The sequence below is a fragment of the Verrucosispora sp. CNZ293 genome (genome assembly GCF_002754655.1).
In genome coordinates this window covers 3,357,922-3,377,803 of record NZ_PEFR01000001.1, presented here as the reverse complement: position 1 = coordinate 3,377,803, position 19,882 = coordinate 3,357,922, and the positions used below count along the sequence as shown (strand labels likewise).

Annotated in this window: 13 protein-coding genes; 7 read left to right on the top strand and 6 right to left on the bottom strand. The window is 68.6% G+C overall.

Annotation, left to right across the window (positions count from 1 at the left end; all coding sequences use genetic code 11):
* Window positions 1–278: 278 nt before the first annotated feature.
* On the bottom strand, window positions 279–3,443 hold the full coding sequence (locus CLT74_RS15225; RefSeq protein ID WP_099847138.1) for a DNRLRE domain-containing protein: 3,165 nt from the start codon (window positions 3,441–3,443) through the stop codon (window positions 279–281).
* A 445-nt stretch (window positions 3,444–3,888) separates the two neighbouring features.
* On the opposite strand from CLT74_RS15225, the gene CLT74_RS15220 reads away from it, so the two are divergent.
* The 3 genes from CLT74_RS15220 to CLT74_RS15210 all read left to right on the top strand — a co-directional run bounded on the left by CLT74_RS15220 (window position 3,889) and on the right by CLT74_RS15210 (window position 13,947).
* A complete protein-coding gene (locus tag CLT74_RS15220; protein WP_099847137.1) occupies window positions 3,889–11,673 on the top strand; it encodes a ricin-type beta-trefoil lectin domain protein in 7,785 nt (2,594 codons plus the stop codon).
* The gene (locus tag CLT74_RS15215; RefSeq protein WP_486582317.1) at window positions 11,670–12,110 is read left to right on the top strand and encodes an SMI1/KNR4 family protein; all 441 of its coding nucleotides are present in this window, start codon (window positions 11,670–11,672) and stop codon (window positions 12,108–12,110) included. The genes CLT74_RS15220 and CLT74_RS15215 overlap by 4 nt, the downstream gene beginning before the upstream one ends.
* Window positions 12,111–12,240: 130 nt before the next feature.
* Window positions 12,241–13,947 carry a hypothetical protein gene (locus CLT74_RS15210; protein WP_099847135.1) on the top strand — a complete coding sequence of 569 codons (1,707 nt, stop codon included), beginning with the start codon at window positions 12,241–12,243 and terminating at the stop codon, window positions 13,945–13,947.
* Between the two features lie 126 nt (window positions 13,948–14,073).
* Here CLT74_RS15210 and CLT74_RS15205 read toward each other — a convergent pair whose 3' ends face one another.
* From CLT74_RS15205 to CLT74_RS15185, 5 genes are all read right to left on the bottom strand, one after another.
* Window positions 14,074–14,355, bottom strand: coding sequence for a type II toxin-antitoxin system RelE family toxin (locus tag CLT74_RS15205; RefSeq protein WP_099847134.1), 282 nt, complete (start codon window positions 14,353–14,355; stop codon window positions 14,074–14,076).
* On the bottom strand, window positions 14,352–14,621 hold the full coding sequence (locus CLT74_RS15200) for a type II toxin-antitoxin system prevent-host-death family antitoxin (RefSeq protein WP_099847133.1): 270 nt from the start codon (window positions 14,619–14,621) through the stop codon (window positions 14,352–14,354). The genes CLT74_RS15205 and CLT74_RS15200 overlap by 4 nt, the downstream gene beginning before the upstream one ends.
* Before the next feature lie 79 nt (window positions 14,622–14,700).
* On the bottom strand, window positions 14,701–14,952 hold the full coding sequence (locus CLT74_RS15195; RefSeq protein WP_099847132.1) for a hypothetical protein: 252 nt from the start codon (window positions 14,950–14,952) through the stop codon (window positions 14,701–14,703).
* Complete coding sequence (locus CLT74_RS15190) at window positions 14,949–15,194, bottom strand: DivIVA domain-containing protein (RefSeq protein ID WP_099847131.1); 246 nt, start codon at window positions 15,192–15,194, stop codon at window positions 14,949–14,951. Before CLT74_RS15190 ends, CLT74_RS15195 begins: the two co-directional genes overlap by 4 nt.
* A complete protein-coding gene (locus CLT74_RS15185) occupies window positions 15,191–15,445 on the bottom strand; it encodes a hypothetical protein (RefSeq protein ID WP_099847130.1) in 255 nt (84 codons plus the stop codon). Before CLT74_RS15185 ends, CLT74_RS15190 begins: the two co-directional genes overlap by 4 nt.
* A gap of 203 nt (window positions 15,446–15,648) precedes the next feature.
* Between CLT74_RS15185 and CLT74_RS15180 the strand changes: the two genes are divergently transcribed.
* From CLT74_RS15180 to CLT74_RS15165, 4 genes are all read left to right on the top strand, one after another.
* Window positions 15,649–16,530 carry a Scr1 family TA system antitoxin-like transcriptional regulator gene (locus CLT74_RS15180; protein WP_099847129.1) on the top strand — a complete coding sequence of 294 codons (882 nt, stop codon included), beginning with the start codon at window positions 15,649–15,651 and terminating at the stop codon, window positions 16,528–16,530.
* Between the two features lie 4 nt (window positions 16,531–16,534).
* Window positions 16,535–16,717, top strand: coding sequence for a DUF397 domain-containing protein (locus CLT74_RS15175; protein ID WP_099847128.1), 183 nt, complete (start codon window positions 16,535–16,537; stop codon window positions 16,715–16,717).
* A gap of 697 nt (window positions 16,718–17,414) precedes the next feature.
* Window positions 17,415–18,626: a 1-deoxy-D-xylulose-5-phosphate reductoisomerase gene (gene dxr / locus CLT74_RS15170; RefSeq protein WP_099852057.1), complete on the top strand. Its 1,212-nt coding sequence runs from the start codon at window positions 17,415–17,417 to the stop codon at window positions 18,624–18,626.
* Window positions 18,626–19,876, top strand: coding sequence for a site-2 protease family protein (locus CLT74_RS15165; RefSeq protein WP_099847127.1), 1,251 nt, complete (start codon window positions 18,626–18,628; stop codon window positions 19,874–19,876). The genes dxr and CLT74_RS15165 overlap by 1 nt, the downstream gene beginning before the upstream one ends.
* Window positions 19,877–19,882: the final 6 nt, after the last annotated feature.

Genomic DNA, 19,882 nt, shown 5'->3' with positions numbered 1-19,882 from the left:
AACACCTTCTGCTTGTCAGCCTCGCCGAGGACGACGGCCGGGCCAGGCGGATGCGATCAGATCAGGCGGCCGGGCCGGCGGTGATGACCCAGCGACGCGCGGGTGTCCGCGCGGCCGCGCGGCCGACTGGATGCGTGAGAGCGTGAACGGCTCAGCTCGACAGCATCCACCGGGCAGTACGGCTGCGGCGGCCGGCAGTGCCGGCTCAGGTCGAGCGTGAACCGCGGTGCCTGGTCGAGGTTGGTGGGCCGGCCGGCACGAACACCGGCCGGCGCGGGTCAGCCGAAGGCGCGGAAGGCTGAGTAGTCGGGCGACAGGACCACCTGCACCGACGCGTCGATGTTGGTGAGGGAGGGGCGGTGCAGCCGGATGCTGCCGTCGGCGCCGGAACGGGTCCAGAGGTCTGGTATCCCGTCGCCGCTGACGTCCGGAATGCCGACGACCGCGTTGTAGGCCGCCTCCGTCCAGCCCGTGCCGATCCGGACGTCGCCGTCCCGGGAGTTGGCGGCGAGCTTCAGTGACTCCAGGGTCACGCTGTTGGCTCCCGTGCCGGGCAACCCGTGGCGGACGTAGAGCGTGCCCGCGTCCATGTTGCGCCAGAGCAGGTCGGGAGTACCGTCCCGGTCGAAATCGGTGATGTTGAGGACTTCCCGGCGGGCCCAGGCGTCGTGATTCATCATTGTGGCTTCCTGGAATCCCGCCCCGGTGTATCCGGACAGCACCCAGAACTCGGGACCGGAACGCAGGGCCAGGTCCGGCCGCTTGTCGCCGGTGATGTCACCGAGCGCCTTGATCTGGGTCCAGGTCGACGGGTTGGGCGCGTTCGGCGGCAGGATGATCCGCAGCCGCTTGTCAACGTTGAAGCTGCCGTAGCCGTCACCGGGGTAGAGCCAGAAGCCGCCGTCCGGGGTGCGGGCGAACAGGTCGGTGATCCCGTCGCCCGGGTACCCGTCGGAGTGCTTGGTGATCAGGGCCGCCTTGCCGGTGGCCGGCTCGTACCAGTGCCCGGGTGGGTTCTGCGTGCCCTTCTCGGTGTACGAGGCGGCGAGGTGGTCGTACAGCTCGCCGCCGGCGTCGCCGATGTAGGTCCGCAGGTGGCCGTCGCCGTTGACGATAAGCATGTCGGGCAGCTGGTCACCGGTGGTGTCGGCCGGACCGTCGGGTTCCTCGTTCGGTGGCACGAAGAAGGTGTAGTCGGTGCGGGCGCTGCGGTTGCCGACCGCGTCGTAGGCGTACACGTGCAGGGTCGTGGGACCGGCGTGCCGTGGGGCCAGGTTCGGCACCGTGGCGGTGCCGTTCACGGCATTTACGGGCTGGGCGTTGATGGCCTCGAAGGCGTAGGTGAAGCGGGTCGCGCCCGTGGCGCTGAAGGTGATCGCACCGGTTCCGCCGAACGACACGCTTGCCCAGGTCGCACCGTCGGGGGTGGCCTCCGGGAACACCTCACTCGTCACGGTGGGTGCGGGCGGCGCCGAGGCGTCGATTGTCAATCGGCAGGGTTCGGTGCCGGGCGGGAAGTAGCTCGACGAGGCATTCGAGGTGTCCTCGGCGCGTACGTCCCAGGAGTAGGTGGCCTTGTCTTCCAGACTGCTGGACGGCACCGTGAGTTGGGCGATGCCGTTGTCGTCGGCGGTGACCACCGTGCCCGAGGGGACGGTCGAGCCGGTCTTCCAGAAGCGGAAGCGCAGCGCCTTCAGGTTGCCGTCCGGGTCGGTGGCCTTGGCGTACAGCGTCAGATTGGTCCTGGCGACCGTGACACCGCCGCCGGGGCCGGGTACGCAGGTGCCGCCGGGCGTGCTCTTGCCGCCCGTCGGTTCCTTCGGCGGCGTGTTGTAGACGACCTCCAGCGTGGTGCTGCTGACCTTGAACCTGCGCCAGGTCAGCGTGTCGCCCTCGCTTGTCGCCCGCATGCCGAGGGTCACGTTCGACCAACCGCCGTCGGCGCCGTTCTGGGCGATCTTCTTCACGTCGAAGCTGACGTAGTCGTCGGCGCAACTGCTTCCGTAGCCGAAGGCGAACGACTTCTTCTGCTGCACCTCGACCCAGCTCGGCTGCTTCTTCCAGGTCGTGGCGGACGAGATGGAGCCGGTGCGCCACACCTCCATCTGGCGCGCGGTGCAGTTCCAGGAATGGTTGTTGAACACCTTGAACTCGGCCGAGCTGACCGTCGCGCCCTTCATGCTGCTCTTGAAGCCCATTCGCCAGAAGGAGCGGGCGGTCAACGGAGTCCGCTCGTCGTAACCGACCCGGGCGTCGGTGCTGCCGGAGTTGAAGTTGGTGCCGTTCCAGGTGTTGGTGCTCGAATGCTGTTTGTAGACCGTCGCCCAGGCCAGCGTGGTGCTGTTCATCGTCGGGTCGAGGAAGAGCGGGAACAACGCCTCCTCGTCGGTGAGCAGGCCGGTGGCGGCGGCGTCCAGGTGCAGACGTACGTTGCCGCTGCCGTCACCGTCGAGACTGATCGGCATCGGAGCGTGCCGGGCACCCGCCTCGACCCCGTTCAGCCCGGAAAGGTTCAGCACGTCGGTGGTGGTGGCGACGGCGGTGCGCAGGGTCGGCTGCGGCGAGGCCGGGTCCTGGCCGGCGGAGTCCCAGGCGAACGGGGTGGGCATCGAGCCGATCTCGACCCGGCTTGCGGCGTCGAGAATCTGCACGCCGCCGGTCTCCTGGTCGTGGCGGAAGACCGCCGTCGGGGATTGCAGGCCGTAGGTGAGGGACCGGACCGCCTCGATGGTGGCGCTGTTCCGGTTCTTGACGATCAGCAGCTGCCCGAATCCACCCTCGTCGCGGGCGACCACAAGCAGATCGACACCGGGCCGGACCTCGGGATAGAGCAGGCGTGGGCCGTCGAGCACCGGTGCCGGCAGCGGACCGGGCCACAGGTAGGTGACGGTGTGACCGTCGATCTCGACCTCGGCGAGTGGGGTGTCCACTTCGGTGCGGGCAACGAGGCGCATCGACTGGGCGGAAGGACTCGGGGACGGCGTGGCGTCGGGTCGCGTCGCGCCGCCGAAGAACCGCACCGGGGTGGGCGGGTTGACCGGGCGGACGCCGAGGCCGTCCGCAGCGTCGGCGTCGTGGGTCAGGGTCAGATCGATCGGAGCCCACTGCCCGGTGGCGTCCTTGGCCCGCTGAGGAATGGCGTGGGTGGTGGTGCGCCACTGCCCGGCCGGCAACGCCCAGGTGAGCGACGTGGCCGTGGTCGCGGTCTCGACGAGCACCTCGGTACCCGTGCGGAGTGCCTCGGCCATCGCTGTCGCCTCGTCGCGCGGTGGCTTCGACGCCGGGGCGGCCTCGGTGACGACCTCCGGCCGACTGTCGCCTCCGCCGATTCCCGGCCACCACGGCAGGGACGCCGCGATGACGGCGACCAGCAGGAGACCCATGGTGCAGATCAGCCGGGTGCGCGTACGCACGAACGGGCTGAGCAGGCGAGGCGCTGTCACGGCGGTCTACTCCCGTGGGCCGGGCGGACAGGAAGGTGCGAAATCTGCCCCGTCGGTCGGGCCGAGGGGCAGAAACGCGGGCACACGATCGCACGTCACCAGGGCATCTCGTCTATCCCGTCAACGTTATCGATTCGTGACGTTTACTTTCTGATCATTGACCGGTACGCCGGAGTTCGATCTTGTGTGGGTGGATTTGCCGACGTCATGTGTCGGACATAGCTGAATTGGCCACCTCGTCGAGTTCTCCGCGTTCTCTGACCCTCTGCGGCATTCGCGACGTGAGGTGGATCACATTCACATATGGAAGATCACATTATGCGACCTTGAGCTCTGACCTGCCCTGACGGAGAGTGCTCACGCACGCGCCGATCCGGCACGTGTCCTCGCGGTTCTTTCGCGAACCTCCTTATTCGTCTGCACGCCTGGGTGGGAGTCGACGCGCATGCCTGGTACCGGTTTGCTGGCCCGGCGGCGGGGGCGTCCCGCCCGTACGGCGTTCATCCTGGCGCTGTCCATGACCATGACGGTGACGGCGCTGCCCGCCCCGGCCTTCGCGGTGCCGGGCCCGGGCATGAGCCGCGGCTCGATCGACCTTCCGGAGATCCCGGAGGTGGAGCAGATCGCGCCCGACGAGCAGGCAGTGACCGACCTGCTCACCGACGAGCCGGAGCCACTCGACCCGTACGAGCCGTCCGCGGTGGACGCCTGGGACGAGGGCAGCGGCACGGTGGACCTGACCGGGGTCGCCGCCGGTGAGGCGTTGCCGGTCGACGACCTGCCGGTCGCCCTCGGCGTGCCGGAAGGCGGTGACCCTGCCGCCCTCGCCGGCACCTGGGCGGTGGATCTGGCTGCCCCCGAGGCGTCGCACGACGTCGGGGTCGCCGGCCTGATCATGAAGATCACTCCACCGGCCACCGCGGACCCCACGGCCGAGGTCGCCCTCAGCGTCGACTACACGCCCTTCGCCGACTTCTACGGCCCACAGGCCGCCGACCGGTTCGGTGTCGTGCTGCTGCCGGACTGCGTCTTCGACGACCCGGACGGCGGCGACTGCGCCGACGGCGGCGCGGGTGTCCAGTCCACCGATCCGACAGGTGTCACCGGCCAGGTCGTCTCCAGTGAGGTGGAGCTCCTCCCGGTCGCCGGGGAGTCCGCCCGCAGCGCCGCGATCGCAGGCGTCGACGAGGGGTCACCCACCCGCCGGATCGTCACCGGCAGCGTGCCGGTCGGGTCGCTTGTCGGAACCGACAGCGCGGTCGCCGGCCGGTCGGCGTTCGGGGCCCAGTCCAGCGCGACGGACGCCAACGTCGTCGGCGTGCTCGACACCGGCGCGTCGGCTTCCGGCGACTTCACCGCCACCCCGCTGCTGTTCTCCGGCTCCTGGGCGGCGGGTTCCTCCTCGGGCGCGTTCACCTACTCGTACCAGGTGCAGGTGCCCGAGACGGCCGGCGGCCTGATGCCGAAGGTGGCGCTGTCGTACTCGTCGCAGTCGGTGGACGGGCGTACCTCGGCCACCAACAACCAGGCTTCCTGGATCGGCGACGGCTGGGACTACGCGGCCGGCGCGATCACCCGCACCTACGTCAACTGTCGGCAGGACTCCAAGAAGCCCGGCTCGAACAACAGCGAGCACCGGACCGCGGACCTCTGCTGGGGGTCGAAGAACGCCACCCTCTCCCTCGGCGGGATGACCACCGAGCTGGTCCGGGACGACAGCACCGGGACCTGGACCACCGCCAACGGCGACGGGTCCAAGGTGCAGCTGCTCAAGGACACCGACCTGGCCAACGGCGACGCCGACGGTGAGTACTGGGTCGTCACCACCAGGGACGGCACCCGCTACCACTTCGGCCGGCACCGCCTGCCCGGCTGGACCGCCGGTCAGCCGGTCACCAACTCGGTGCTCACCGCACCGGTCTACGGCAACCACTCCGGTGAGGACTGCTATCAGGCCGGCGACTGGGCCGATTCGGCCTGCACCCAGGCGTGGCGGTGGTCGCTGGACTACGTCGAGGACATCCACGGCAACGTGATGAGCCTGTGGTGGGCCAAGGAGGAGAACCGCTACGCGCGGAACTTCAACTTCAAGTCCCCGGTGAAGTACGACCGTGGCGGCTACCTGACCCGCATCGACTACGGGCAGCGCAGCGACAACGTCTACGGCACCGCGCCGCTGGCCCGGGTCAGCTTCGACGTGGCGGAGCGCTGCTTCGCCGAGGGCTCCCAGACCTGCTCCGAGTCGAACTTCAACAGCCAGATCCCGCACGACTACCGCATCTGGTACGACACCCCGGCCGACCTGAACTGCATCTCTGGCCGGAAGTGCTGGAACGCCTCACCGTCGTTCTTCACCCGCAAGCGCCTCGACAAGATCACCACCTGGGCGCAGCGGCGCAGCGGCTCCACCGCGTTGCAGAAGGTGGACGAGTACCAGCTCACCCAGTCCTTCCCGACCCTGCTGACCGGCCCCAACACCGCGCTGTGGCTGGAGTCGATCCAGCGCACCGGGTACGGCGTCGGCGGCGACAAGGTCGCGCTCAACCCGGTGCGGTTCGCCCACAACCCGGAGGACATGCCCAACCGGGTGCGCAACGACAACCGCCCCAGCTTCTCCCGGCTGCGCATCGCGCGGGTGATCAACGAGTACGGTGGCGAGACCGTCGTCACGTACCGGCAACCCACCGGTTCCTGCGCCAATGGGTCCGGCCTGCCCGGCAAGAACGACACCGCCGAACTGAAGGCCAACACCCGGCTCTGCTTCCCGAACTTCTGGCACCCGGACCCGGCCAAGGACGACGTCATCGACTGGTTCCACAAGTACGTGGTGGAGTCCGTCGAGGAACTGCCCGCCATCGACGGCGCCGCCTCCTCCACCCTCACCACCTACGCGTACGACAACGCCGGTTGGCGGCTGGCCGAGGCGGAATTCAGCAAGAAGTCCCGCCGTACCTACTCCCAGTTCGCGGGCTTCGAGCAGGTCACCGTCCTCACCGGGCCACCCACCGCCGAGCTGGGCAGCGAGCAGACCAAGTCCGTCACCCGCTACTTCCGGGGCATGGGTGACAGCGTGTCCGTGAAGGACAACGTGGGCACCGGCGACGAGATCGCCAAGGACCGCGAGCCGTTCGCCGGCCGGGTCGCCGAGGAGTTGACGTACGCCAAGGCCAGCGACCCGGACGCCAACTGGCTCACCCGCAGCGTCACCTACCCCACGGCGACCGAACTCGCCTCCCGCGACCGGGACGACGGGCTCGACCCGTTGAAGGCGTGGCGGGTCACCGACACGCGGCAGAAGGCGGTGTCCCGGTCCTCCGGCACCGGCGACGACACCCGCACGCTGCGTACGGTCGAGACCAAGACCACCTACGAGAGCACCCACGGCCTACCGGAGCGGATCGAGTCACTCGGTGACACCGGCAAGTCCGGTGACGAGTCCTGCACCTTTGTGGAATATGTGCACAGCACGACCAAGCACATCATCGGCCTCACCAGGCAGATCCGCAGCAGCCCGACGACGTGTGCCGCCGCCGACTTCGATGACCTGACGACGCTCTCCTCGGCCGGCCGGGTCGGCTACGACGGCACCGCCTACGGTGCCGCCCTGCCGAGCACCACCCGGGGTCTGGCCACCCAGACCTGGTCGCTGAAGGCGGACGGCTCCGGCTTCCAGAACGACGGCACCACCACCTTCGACGCCGTCGGCCGGGTGCTGACCCGCACCGACCCGGACAACAAAGTCTCCAAGATCACCTACACCCCGGCCACCGGGCAGGCATACGCGGTAAGCGAGGAGAACTCCCTCGGGCACAAGCAGACCCGGGAACTGGATCCGGGCCGTGCCGTCACCCTCAAGACCACCGACCCGAACAACCAGGTCAGCCACGCCGAATACGACGCGCTCGGCCGTCTCGTCAAGGCGTGGGGCGCGGGGCGTACCCCGTCACCGGCCCTGGTGCCCGACTTCCGCGCCGAGTACGCCCTCCCGGCGATCGTGCCCGACCCGGAGAATCCCGGCGAGAGCATCCGCAAGCCGCCGTACGTCACCACCTTCGCCCGGGGCCACGAGGACCGGATCCAGACCTCGGTCACCATCTACGACGGGCTCGGCCGCGAGCGGCAGTCCCAGGTGGAGGCGACCGGCGGCGGCCGGCTGATCACCGACACGCTCTACAACTCGGCCGGTGAGGTCTGGCAGACCAACAACGCGTACTTCGCCGAGGGCTCACCGATCGGCCGGCTCTTCACACCCGAGTCGGACACGGTGGTGCCCAACGCCACCCGCTACACCTACGACGGCCTCGGTCGGGTGGTCGAGGAACTGCCGCTGCTCAACGGTACGGAGTACCCGAGCCGCGCCACCAAGTACAACTACGGTCTCGACCACTCCACCGTCATCAACCCGGCGGGCGCGGCCTCGTACCGCCTCTACACCGACGGCGTGGGCCGCACCACGCGGGTCGACACCTTCCGCGACGCCGCCCGCACCGACTTCACCTCGATGCGCTACGAGTACGACGCGCGCGGGCAGCTCGCCGAGGCCACCCACTCGGCGAACCCGGTCCCGTGGACCTGGACGTACGACCAGCGCGGCCGGCTGACCCGGACCACCGACCCGGACACCGGCGCCACCACCATGACGTACGACCACCGGGACCGGCCGCTGACCAGCACCAACGCCCGTGGCATCACGGTGTGGAACGGGTACGACGAGCTGTCCCGCCCCACCCAGCAGCGGCTCGGTGGCAGCGGCGGCACGCTGCTGGCCCAGTACACCTACGACACGGTGGCCGGCGGTAAGGGCCTGCCGGCGACGTCGACCCGGTACACCGACGGCCTGCCGTACACCCAGTCGGTCGGCGGCTACACCGCGGACTACCAGCCGACCTCGACCACGCTGACGCTCCCCGAGTCGATCGCCACCACCTGGGGTCTGAACCGGGAGTACCGCTACGACTACACGTACACCGACACCGGTCTGACCGAGTCGGCCACGCTGCCGGCGGTCGGCGCGCTGCCCAGCGAGAAGCTGCTGGTCCGGTACACCAAGGACGGCCTGCCGCTGTCGGTGTCCGGCAAGGACTGGTACGGCTCCGAGACGGTCTACTCGCCGTACGGGCAGGTGCTGCGCTCCACCCTGGGCGCACACCCGTACCGGGTGTGGACCATGGCCTCGTACGACGACGCCAGCGGCGCCCTCACCCGGCAGCAGGTGTTCCGCGAGGTCAAGGGCAACCACCTGGTCTCGAACCGTGGTTACTGGTACGACGCCGCCGGCAACGTGACAGCGATCCGCGAGTATGCCGCCGGCATCGCCGAGCGGCAGTGCTTCACCTACGATCCGCTCGGCCAGCTCCGCAACGCCTGGACGTCGCAGGACCAGGCGTCGTGCCAGGCCGGGCCGGGTACCGCGGCCGCACCGAACGCGGCGGCGGGTGTCGACGGCACCGGCTACTGGCAGGAGTACGAGTACGACCTGCTCGGCAACCGCAGCAAGCTGGTCGAGCGGGACCTGACCGGCCGCACCTCCACCGGCCCGATCGAGACCACCTACGGGTACGGCTACGAGACCGAGGAGGGCGACCAGCCGCGCACCCTCGACGCCGTCACCAAGACCTACACCACGCCGCAGGGCGCGGCCATCGTCTCCGAGGCGAAGCGGCTGTACGAACTGACCGGCGAGACGAAGTCGGTCACCTCCACCCGCAACGGTGACCAGCAGGAGCTGTCCTGGACGTACGACGGCCAGGTCGAGCGGATCACCGGCTCGGGCACCAAGGGCCGCACCGCGTACATGGGCCTGGCCGCCAAGTGCATGGACCTCAGCCAGCGCCTCGCCCAGCCGAACCAGCCGATCCAGCTCTACTCGTGCAACGGCGGTGCCTGGCAGAAGTGGGCCTTCACTCCCACCCCGAGCCAGAACAACGGCAACCTCGGCACGCTCTCGGTCTACGACGACAAGTGGTGTGCCCAGCCGGCCGGCACGACGGCGGGCTCGGTGCTGCGGTTGCAGGCGTGTGACGGCACCGCCGGCCAGCAGTTCGAGCGGCTGCCGTCCACGGCACAGCTCAAGCATGCCGCGTCCGGCCTGTGCCTGGCCGCGAAGGACGGTGCCTCGGCCGACAACACCCCGATCGTGCTGGTGACCTGCGCCAGCGGATCCGCCGCGCAGCAGTGGAACCCGCAGGACGAGACCCGGCACATCTACGGGCCCGGTGGCACCCGGCTGCTGACCGTGCAGGGCCGGCAGGCCACGCTGAATCTCGGGGAGGCCCAGCTGACGGTGCACCCGGGCGGGTCGCCGATCGACGCACAGCGCACCTACTCGACTCCCGGTGGCGCGGTGCTGCGTCAGTTCGTCGGCACTGCCCAACAACCGTTGACCGTGGTGGCCAGTGACCACCAGGGCAGCCCGTACGCCGAGGTGAACCTCTCCGGTGTCATGGAGGCCCGGATCCGTAAGCAGGATCCGTTCGGCAACGTGCGTACCGGTGCTGTCAGCGGCTATCTGCGGACCAACCAGGGCTTCCTCGGCGCGGTCCGCGACGACGCCTCCGGCTTCGTACCGTTGGGTGCCCGGCTGTACGACCCGGAGGTGGGTCGGTTCCTCTCCGCGGACCCGGTGCTGGACCTGACCGACCCGGTGCAGAACAACGGCTTCACGTACGCCCACAACAACCCGGTCACCCACTCCGACCCGTCGGGTCTGTCGGTGGCGTTGACCGCGTCGGAGACGGCGGCGGCGCTGGCCGGTGCAGGTCTGTCGTCGGCGATGATCGCTCAGGCGCAGGCAAACATGGGCCGCTCGCTGATCTCGGTGATCCTGGATTCAGCGTGGTACATCCTCAAGGAGTTCATCGGCATCAACGACGCCCTGAACTGCTTCGGCGGTGACATGTGGGCGTGTGGCAGCCTCATCCTCAACGCGATCCCCTGGACCAAGGTCGCCAAGATCCCAGCGGTGATCCGGGCGGTCAACCGTACGATCAACGCGATCCAGGCATGGCAGGCGGCGAAACGGGCCGCCGAGGCGGTGCTGGCGGCGGCACGGGCTGCCGAGGCCGCCGCGTTGCAGGCCAAGAAGCTCGCCATCGAACGGGCCAAGAAGGCCGCCCAGGCGGCGAAGAAGAAGGCCGCCGACAAGGTCAACTCGACAAGCAACAAGGCGACCCAGTCGGCCAAGAAGACGGGTAACGGCCCGCAGAAGGAAGCCCAGGCCAAGTCCAACCCGAAGGGCTCGTCGGCGGCGTCCGGCGGCGCCAGCGGCAAGGGCGGCGGCGGCGGCAAGGGCGACTCGAAGCCGGGCGGCTCCTCAGGCGCCTCCAACCGCAGCAGCGGCGGCTCCAGCGGCAACAATGGCGGTTCGTCGGGCGGTGAATCCTGCGAACGCCTCGGCAACAGCTTCGTGCCGGGCACGCGGGTGCTCATGGCCGACGGTTCAACCAAGGCGATCGAGGACGTCGAGCCCGGCGACAAGGTGGTGGTCACCGATCCGGAGACCGGCCGTACCGAGGTGGACACGGTCACCGCCGCTATCACCGGCGACGGTGTCAAGCACCTGGTAAAGGTCGTCATCGACACCGACGGCGACCAGGGCAGCGAAACCGCCGAGGTCACCGCCACCGACGGCCACCCGTTCTGGGTACCCGAGCTTGGCGAGTGGATCGACGCCACCGACCTCCAGTCGGGGCAGTGGCTCCAGACCAGCGCGGGCACCTACGTCCAGATCACCGCCATCGACCGCTGGAGCGTCCCCCGCGCCACGGTCCACAACCTCACCGTCGCCAACACCCACACGTACTATGTGACCGCCGGCAACACGCCGGTCCTCGTCCACAACTGTAACAATGTTTTGTCCAATGCTGACGGATATGACAACTCAGGTGCGCTGGCGGCGCATGACCCGGGGGCTGCGTTCAGCGGGGTTTACGATCCCGATACTGGGGTGTTCCGTGCGCAACTAAGCGTTGATGAGCGTGGCCCCAACTCACCTGCAAATGCCGTTAACCGCCGAGGTGGCCACGGCGAAATCAACCTGATGAGCTTCGGTGGTTCGCGTCGAACGGTCGGTTTCACGCTGTTCTTCGAAGAGGACGGGTTCTCGGTTCATTGGCTCTCGCGAGGGGTGAACGGGCGTAACCATGGAGATCCTATGGCTCCGATGGATGCACGTCAGGGGATCATGGATGCGATTTCGGCAGCGACGGGAAGGAGTGTGCGGTCAAGATGACTAGTCGTTCCCCTGCAGTTCTGGTCGCTGGACTCCGTCTTCCTGAAGCGTTAGTCGTCGCGATTCAAGGAGGTCGTTGGTCGGTCCCACAGGATCTGCATCGATTGGAGATGGTGTTCAAGGACAAGGCGACCCAGCCGCGGTTCTATTCGCTTCAGGGAATCATCAGCGAAACCGAGCATTGGCGCAGTGAGACGGACGGGGAGGTGTTGGCGTGGTACCTAGGTTCGTCTAGTGACGTAGCTCGACCGGGTGACATCTCGCAGTCCGAGTCGGTCATCATTGGAGATCTCGGTCCGGACCAGCCCTTCGCGCTCGACTATCGACAGAACTCCGAGGAGCCGGAGGTGGTCTACCTAACCACCTATAACGGCTGGGTAAGAGTAGCTCCAGATGTTGGAACACTGCTGGCCCTGCTTGGGTTGAGTACTCAGTAAGGCCGAGCGGCCCAGCGCTACGAGTCGCCGACATGCGAGGAAGACCCGGCCACTCGAGGCAGAAGGACGCTCAGACCAGGTCGCAGCATCACGGGGAAGCATGGACGGGTCACAACAGCATGGGCCAGGCGTGGGCCGCTCGCGCGGCGGGTCGATCGACAGCCTCCTGACCTGGCTGGTTCATCCGGTGACGGTGGCGGCCACTGCGCTGCTGATCCTGAACGACCACGTGCTCAAGGCGGCTTCTCCCGGCTGGTTGACGGGAAAGCTCAGCGACGCCGCCGGGATGGTGATGGCACCACCGTTGCTGGCCGTCGTGCTGGTGATGTTGCTGGCCGGGTGCGGTCGACTGCCGGTGTTGCGGCGTAGGGGCAGGGTTGCCCGGCCTGGTCCTGGGCCGGGCATCGCGCCGGCCGACCTGCTGGCGGCCGTCTCGATTTTCATCGTTGGGGTGGGATTCGCGGCGGTGAAGGCCACTCCGGAGGGGGCGGCCACGGCGTCCGCGGTGTGGAGCGTGGTGAACGGACCGTCGGTGATCCTGGCCGACGGCACGGACCTGTTGGCGTTGCCGGCGCTGGGCCTGGCCTGGTGGACGTGGCGCTCGGCGGCGGCCCGCCCGACCCTGGCGCGCTGGCTGCGGATGGTGGCGGTGCTGGTGGTGTTGCCGATCGCCGGGCTGGGCGTCGCGGCCACCTCCGCTCCCCAGTACGACGACGCCGTTGCCTTGTACGAGTGGCAGGGCGTCGCTGTGGTCGGCATCGGAAACGCCTATCACGACTCCCGGGAGCCCCACACGTGGTGGATCGGCGCGGACGACGGACCGACGTTCTCGGAGCTGCCGGAGGGCGGCTACGAGCTGTTCTCGAAGCAGCCGCCGCCGGTCGCGTCGGGAGAGGACTGTTCGGCGCGGGATCCGGGGCACTGTTTCCGGATCGTGCCGCGCCGCCTGGCGGTGCAGGAGAGCCGGGACGGTGGGGCCAGCTGGCGCGTCGCCTGGCAGATTGACGAGGATGCCCGGCAGCGACTGGCGACGGTGATACCTGGTTTGCGTGATGCCGACGAGTACCTGTCGTCCCGCGCGTTGCTGGTGCGCGATCAGCCGGACGGTGGGGTGGTCGTGCTGGTGGCAAACGGTCGGGACGGCGTTGCCCGCAGGGACGCTGCCGGCCACTGGGAGCGCATCGGGTTCGGCACAGTTGCCGGTGACGGCTTCCGGCACCAGCAACCCGCAACACCGATCCCGGGTGTCGCCGAGGCGACCGTCACCGTCGGCTGGCGGGTCGCCGTACCGCTGTCGGTCGCGGTGGGAAGCCTGGTGGTGCTTGCCGGCTGCGCCACGTTGCTGGCGCGGCGGTACGGCTGGTTCGTGATTCCACTTGCCGCCGTTGGTGGCGCGCTCGGTCTCCTGGCGCTCGCCCTGTACGTCCCCTACGCATTGGGTGGCGCGAACTCAGACGACGCAGTGGGATCGGTCCTCGTGGTGGCGCTGATCGTGGGGATGACGGCGGTGCCGGCGGGCTTCGCCGTGCTCTTCGGCAACGTCACGGATCCGTTGCCGGCCCTGACCGGCCGGATCTGTGTCGCGGGCATCCTCGCTGGGGCGATGGTGCCACTGCCGTTGCTGCTGCGTCTGCTGACCGGTTGGCCTCCGCAACGTGCGGCGGTAGTCGTCGTGCCTATCGTCGCGGTGGTCGTGGTGGTTGTCGGTGTCGCGTGGGCCATCCGTTACGCCGTAAGCCGGGTGCCGAGGCGAGGCTCCTCATCGGCAGGCACACCGCCGTGGACGCCACCCGACCCACCGTGGCCGGAGACTGCTGACGCGCCGCGAACCGCCTGATCGGGTACTCGACAGCTCGTCATCCGACGACCTTTGCCTTGCTACGCCGTCAGGACGGTACCGCGTGCCGACTGCGCATTTGACGGTTGAGGCTCGGGTCTTGGCTCTCGGGGTGCGCCGGGTGCCTCAGAGCAGGTCGTAGACGTCGCTGCGGTGCCCGAGGTGGACGACGAGCACGATCAGCTCCTGGTCCCGGACGGTGTAGATGATGCGGTATGCGCCGACGCGGATGCGGAAAAGGCTGGAGTGGCCGGTCAGGGCTTTGACGCCGGCTGGGCGAGGTTCTGTGGCTAGATTCGCGATGGCGGTGACGAGGCGGGCCTGCACGGGGCGGTCGAGCTTGCGCAGCAGCTTGGCGGCGGCTCGGTCGACCTGGACGGTGTAGGCGGGTGGAGTCGGGCTGGTCACAAGCCGAGCTCATCGCGTAGGTCGGTCAGCGGTATTGGGGCGTCGCCGGCGTCAATGCGGGTCAGGGCCTCGCGGGCGGCGGCGACATCGCTGGCGTCTTCGGCGCGCTCGATGGCCTCGGCGACCTCGGCCGGAACGATGGCGGCCAAGCGTTGCCCCCGACGGGTGACATAGGTGATCCTCCCGGCGTAGTGCGCGCGGGAGACGACGTCCGCGAGGCTGTCGCGGGCGTCTGAGATCGGGAGTTCGGCTGCGGGCTCACTCACGGTTTCGATTGTACAACTCGTACGAATCGTACGGGCAGAAGTAGGTCATAAGATCATGAGCTGGGTCCGGCAGTGGGCGTCAAGATCGGTCGAGAGCGCAGGGGCCCGGGTGGGCGTTGGGGTGGGGGCAGCGTCCGGGGCCGTCGAGTGGGGTGTCGCACCAGACTCGGGTACGCAGGCTTTGGTGGTCTTCTTCGCTGAGGGTGGTTTCGCCGAAGTCGATGACCGTCAGGTGCCCGAGGGAGTCGCGGAGGGCCACGGCGAGCGCGGTCGCCTCGTCGAGGCTGGTCAGGGTGGTGGGTAGGTGGATCACCCAGCGGGGTGGGCTCATCGCGATCCGCGACTGTGGTGGCGGTGAGCGGCCTGGCGGGACTGCCATTGGCGCAGTGCCTGGCGGACTCGTTCGGCTTCCGTGTTGGCTGTGGTCAACTCGCGGTGCAGGCGTTCCAACTCGTCGGCGAGCCGGTTGAGGTAGGCGTACACCTGGTCCGGGTCGAGGCCGCGCCAGCGGGTGTCGAAGGTGGCGGCGCGGGCGTGCTGGGGGAGTGGGCGCTCCCCGGACAGGTAGATCATGGGCGGGCGGCTTCCTGCTCGCCGAGCATCGACTGAATCTCCTGGTCGGTGAGGCCGCGCATGGTGAGGATGCGGCGGCCCCAGCGGTGCAGGCGGCAGGGGTGGGGTGCCCGGTCGTTGCGGCAGCGCGGGCCGTCGGGCCATTGTTCGGCGGCGTGCACGCTTATCGCCCGGAGCGCGAATGTGACATCTTCGGCGGTGATGTAGGGAGGCAGCGGAATCTCGCCGAGGGCTTCGTCGATCGAATCCATGATCCTCCTCTGTGGAATGGTCGCGGGCCGGAGCGGACGCCGGGATGAGGTTCGTGGGAGGCGTCCGCTCCGGCCGTGACCTGCCAGGGGGATTGGCTGGTCATCCACGATGGTGATTTCACTACTGGCCTGGCGCAATGTTCTGCGGAAGAATGCGAATCAAGGGATGAGGTGCCTTACGCGACAACAGCAGAGGAGATGACGTGGACGATCCGGGAAGCACCGTCCCGCGTAGGCAACTCGGCAGATATTTGAGAGAACTTCGCGAAAACGCGCACGTAACTGTGGCCGCGGCCGCGAAGGAACTGGAATGGTCGACGCCGCGAATCTGGCGGTACGAAACCGGTCAGGTCCCCATGCACCCGAACGACGTGGAGGCCATGTGCCGGGTGTACGGCGCGACCTACGAAACCATCCGGACCATGCGGTCGCTGGCCCGGGAGACCAAGGCGCACGGCTGGTGGCACAGCTACGGCGAGGCGATCAAAGACTGGTTCAAGCTGTACGTCGGCCTGGAAGCCGCTGCGACCAAGATCCGAAAGTACGAGGCCAATCTGGTACCCGGCCTGTTGCAGACGGTCGAGTACATGCGCGAAGTGATCGCCCTCGACCAGCCGGACTTGAGTGAGACGGAACGGCAGGCCAAGGTGGACATTCGGTTGCGCCGGCAGCGGCTGCTGGCGCGGGCGGTTCCTCGGGCTCCTTACCTGGAGGTGATCCTCAGCGAGGCGGTGCTGCGCCGGCCGTTGCGTGACCGGCTCGCGATGGCCCGGCAACTCGACGCACTGGTGGTGACCAGCGAGCGGCACAACGTCAACCTTCGGGTGCTGCCACTGCGCGCAGGACTGTTCCGTTGGGGCGACACCGGCGCCTTCACCATGCTCGACTTCCCCATCGATGTCCGGGAGCCGGAACCGACCACCATCTACATGGACGGCCCGTGCGGTGCGGTCTACCTTGACAAACCGCACGAAATCCAGACCTACGAGGAAGCGTGGCGCTCGCTCAGCGAGCGGGCGCTCGATGTCGATGACTCCCGTGAGCTGATCACGGTGATCGCAAAGGAGATGACCCATGAGACGTGACGGAGTGTGGCGCACGTCGTCCCGGTCCGGCAGCAACGGTGACTGCGTCGAGGTGGCCGGCTTTTTCGATGCGGTAGGCGTACGCGACAGCAAGGACCGGCAGGGCGCGGAGCTGAGCTTCGCCGCGACGAGCTGGACCCGGTTCGTCGCCGCCACCCGCGCGGGCCGGTTCGCCCCCCGCGCCTGAACCTGGCATGACCCGCCCGGTGCCGACCGCCCCCGGTCGGCACCGGGCCACGTCTTCGCAGTGCCGGGCCGGACCACCCGCAAGTCTTCCCACACTCAGTCGGTCCAGGCATGATCAGGTGACCGGTTCGGTGGAGCTGTTGGACCTACGGCACGGCCTTTGTCATTTCACCGCACCAAGCCGTCGCGCTGCTCAAAGTCGCTCCCCCTGAGCGTCGCTCCTGGTCGTCCGCACGCCATCGACCTGCTGCTGGCTCTGCTCACCATCGCGGCGGTTCCCAGTCAGGCAATAGCCGAGGACCGCGCGGTGCGTAGTTCGCGCTCACCGGCCCCGACGGCCTGTCCGCCGCCCGCTCGACGTATCCGATGCAATCTTGGACAGTTTCCGTTCGTAATTAACGGAAAGTGTCCAAGATTGGCTGGCGAGTCCTAAGTTTCGACGCGCTGACGGCGTGCAGCGGGGGTGGCTAGCGCGCGTGTGTGGTTGAGGGTGGTCGTTCGCGAATTGCGCGGTGTGCGCTCGCCGGGCGGCGGTCTCCGGGCCGTGACGATCCGGACGGCGGTGTTGCGAGGAGAGATCGCGGCGTCGGAAGTGATTGGTACCGTGCGTACTCCGCCACTGACGTGCAGTTATCCACCGGAGGCGTCGACAAGGTGCCCTTCCCTGCGCTCAACGGCGGTGGGGAAGAATGGGCGGCGTGACGTCCCCCCGTGATCTTGTGCTGCTGGGTTGTACCGGGTCGATCGGTACCCAGGCCATCGACATCGTGCGGCGCAACCCGGAGCGGTTCCGGGTGGTGGCGCTCGGTGCCGGTGGCGGCAACATCGGGCTGCTCGCCGCCCAGGCGCTCGAACTCGGTGTCGACGTGGTCGGGGTGGCCAAGGCGTCCGCCGCGCAGGATCTTCAGTTGGCGTTCTACGCCGAGGCGAGCCGGCGGGGCTGGGCCAGCGGCGAGTTCAAGCTGCCCAAGATCGTGGCCGGGCCGGAGGCGATGACCGAGCTGGCGCAGTGGCCGTGTGACGTCGTGCTCAACGGGGTGGTGGGGTCGCTCGGGCTGGCGCCGACGCTGGCGGCGCTGCGCGCCGGGCGTACGCTCGCGCTTGCCAACAAGGAGTCGCTGGTGGCCGGCGGCTCGCTGGTCAAGGGCGCGGTGACGCGGCCGGAGCAGATCGTCCCGGTGGATTCGGAGCACTCGGCGTTGGCTCAGTGCCTGCGCGGCGGCACCCGGGGTGAGGTGCGTCGGCTGGTGGTGACCGCCAGCGGCGGGCCGTTCCGGGGGCGGCGGCGCGACGAGTTGACGGCTGTCACGCCGGAGCAGGCGCTCGCCCACCCGACCTGGAACATGGGACCGGTCGTCACGATCAACTCGGCGACCATGGTCAACAAGGCGCTGGAAGTGATCGAGGCGCACGAGCTGTTCGACGTGCCGTACGCCGACATCACCGTGATGGTGCACCCCCAGTCGGTGATCCACTCGATGGTCGAGTTCGTCGACGGGTCGACGCTGGCGCAGGCCAGCCCGCCGGACATGCGGCTGCCGATCGCCCTCGGGTTGGGCTGGCCGGACCGGGTGCCGGAGGCCGCTGCCGCCGTCGACTGGACCACGGCGCACACCTGGGAGTTCGCGCCGCTTGACGACGAGGCGTTCCCGGCGGTGGCGTTGGCCAAGGCGGCCGGGGAGGCGGGCCGGTGCCGGCCGGCGATCTACAACGCGGCGAACGAGGAGTGTGTGGCGGCGTTCGTCGCCGGGCGGCTGCCGTTCCTCGGCATCGTCGACACGTTGCGGCGCGTGTTGGAGGACGCTCCCGATTTCGGTGAACCGGGTACCGTCGAGGACGTACTCGAAGCCGAGTCGTGGGCGCGCGCACACGCGCAGGAGATCATCGCTGCTGCGGTGGAAGGAGCTTGATGTCGTTCGCGTTCGGGGTGGTTCTCTTCGCCCTCGGCATCCTCGTCTCGGTGAGCCTGCACGAGGCCGGGCACATGCTCACCGCCAAGGCCTTCGGCATGAAGGTCACCCGCTACTTCGTCGGCTTCGGCCCCACCATCTTCTCGTTCAAGCGGGGCGAGACCGAGTACGGCCTCAAGGGCATCCCGCTCGGTGGCTTCTGCAAGATCGTCGGCATGACGCCGCAGGACGACGACGTCGAGCCCGGTGACGAGAAGCGGGCCATGTGGCGCTACCCGGTGTGGAAGCGCACCATCGTGATGTCCGCCGGGTCGGCGACCCACTTCGGGTTGGCGATCTTCGCGGCCTGGCTGGCCGCGATGACCTTCGGCCTGCCCAACCCGGACCGCGTGACCACCGAGGCGCAGGTCCGCGCCGAGCCCGCGGTGATCGCCCTCCAGGACTGCGTCCTGCCGGACACCACCTTCCGCGAGTGCACCGCGAGCGACGCGGCCAGCCCCGCCGCCGCCGCCGGGCTGCGGGACGGCGACCGGATCACCTCGTTCAACGGCGCCCCGATCACCAACTACGGTGACCTGCTCACCGCCCTGCGGACCGCCAGCCCGGGGGCCACCGCCGCCATCGGCTACGAGCGTGACGGCCAGGCCGGCAACGTCGAGGCCGTGCTGGGCACCACAAAGCGTCCCCCGATCGACAACCCGGCCGGGCCGGTCACCGACGTTCCCGCGCTCGGCATCGGGCTGATCATCAGCACCCCCGGCCTGGTCAGCTACGGCCCGGTGGAGGCGGTCGGCGCGACAAGCACCTTCATCGGCGACATGGCGGTGGCCACCGCGCAGGCGTTGCAGCGGCTGCCGGAGAAGATCCCCGCGCTGTGGCGCGCCATCACCGGCGGCGAGCGGGACATCGACACCCCGATCAGCGTGGTCGGCGCCAGCGTCCTCGGCGGTGAGGCGGTGGCCAACAACGCCTGGGAAATCTTCGTCATGCTGTTCATCTCGCTGAACTTCTTCATCGGGGTGTTCAACCTGCTGCCGCTGCTGCCGCTGGACGGCGGCCACATCGCCATCGCCTGGTTCGAACGGGCCCGCTCCTGGTTGTACGCGCGGCTGCGCCGGCCCGACCCGGGCCGGGTGGACTACTTCAAGCTGATGCCCTTCACGTACGTGGTGATCCTGATCGGTGGGGTGTTCACCCTGCTCACCATCACCGCGGACGTGGTCAACCCGATCACCCTCTTCCCAAAGTGAGTGCCT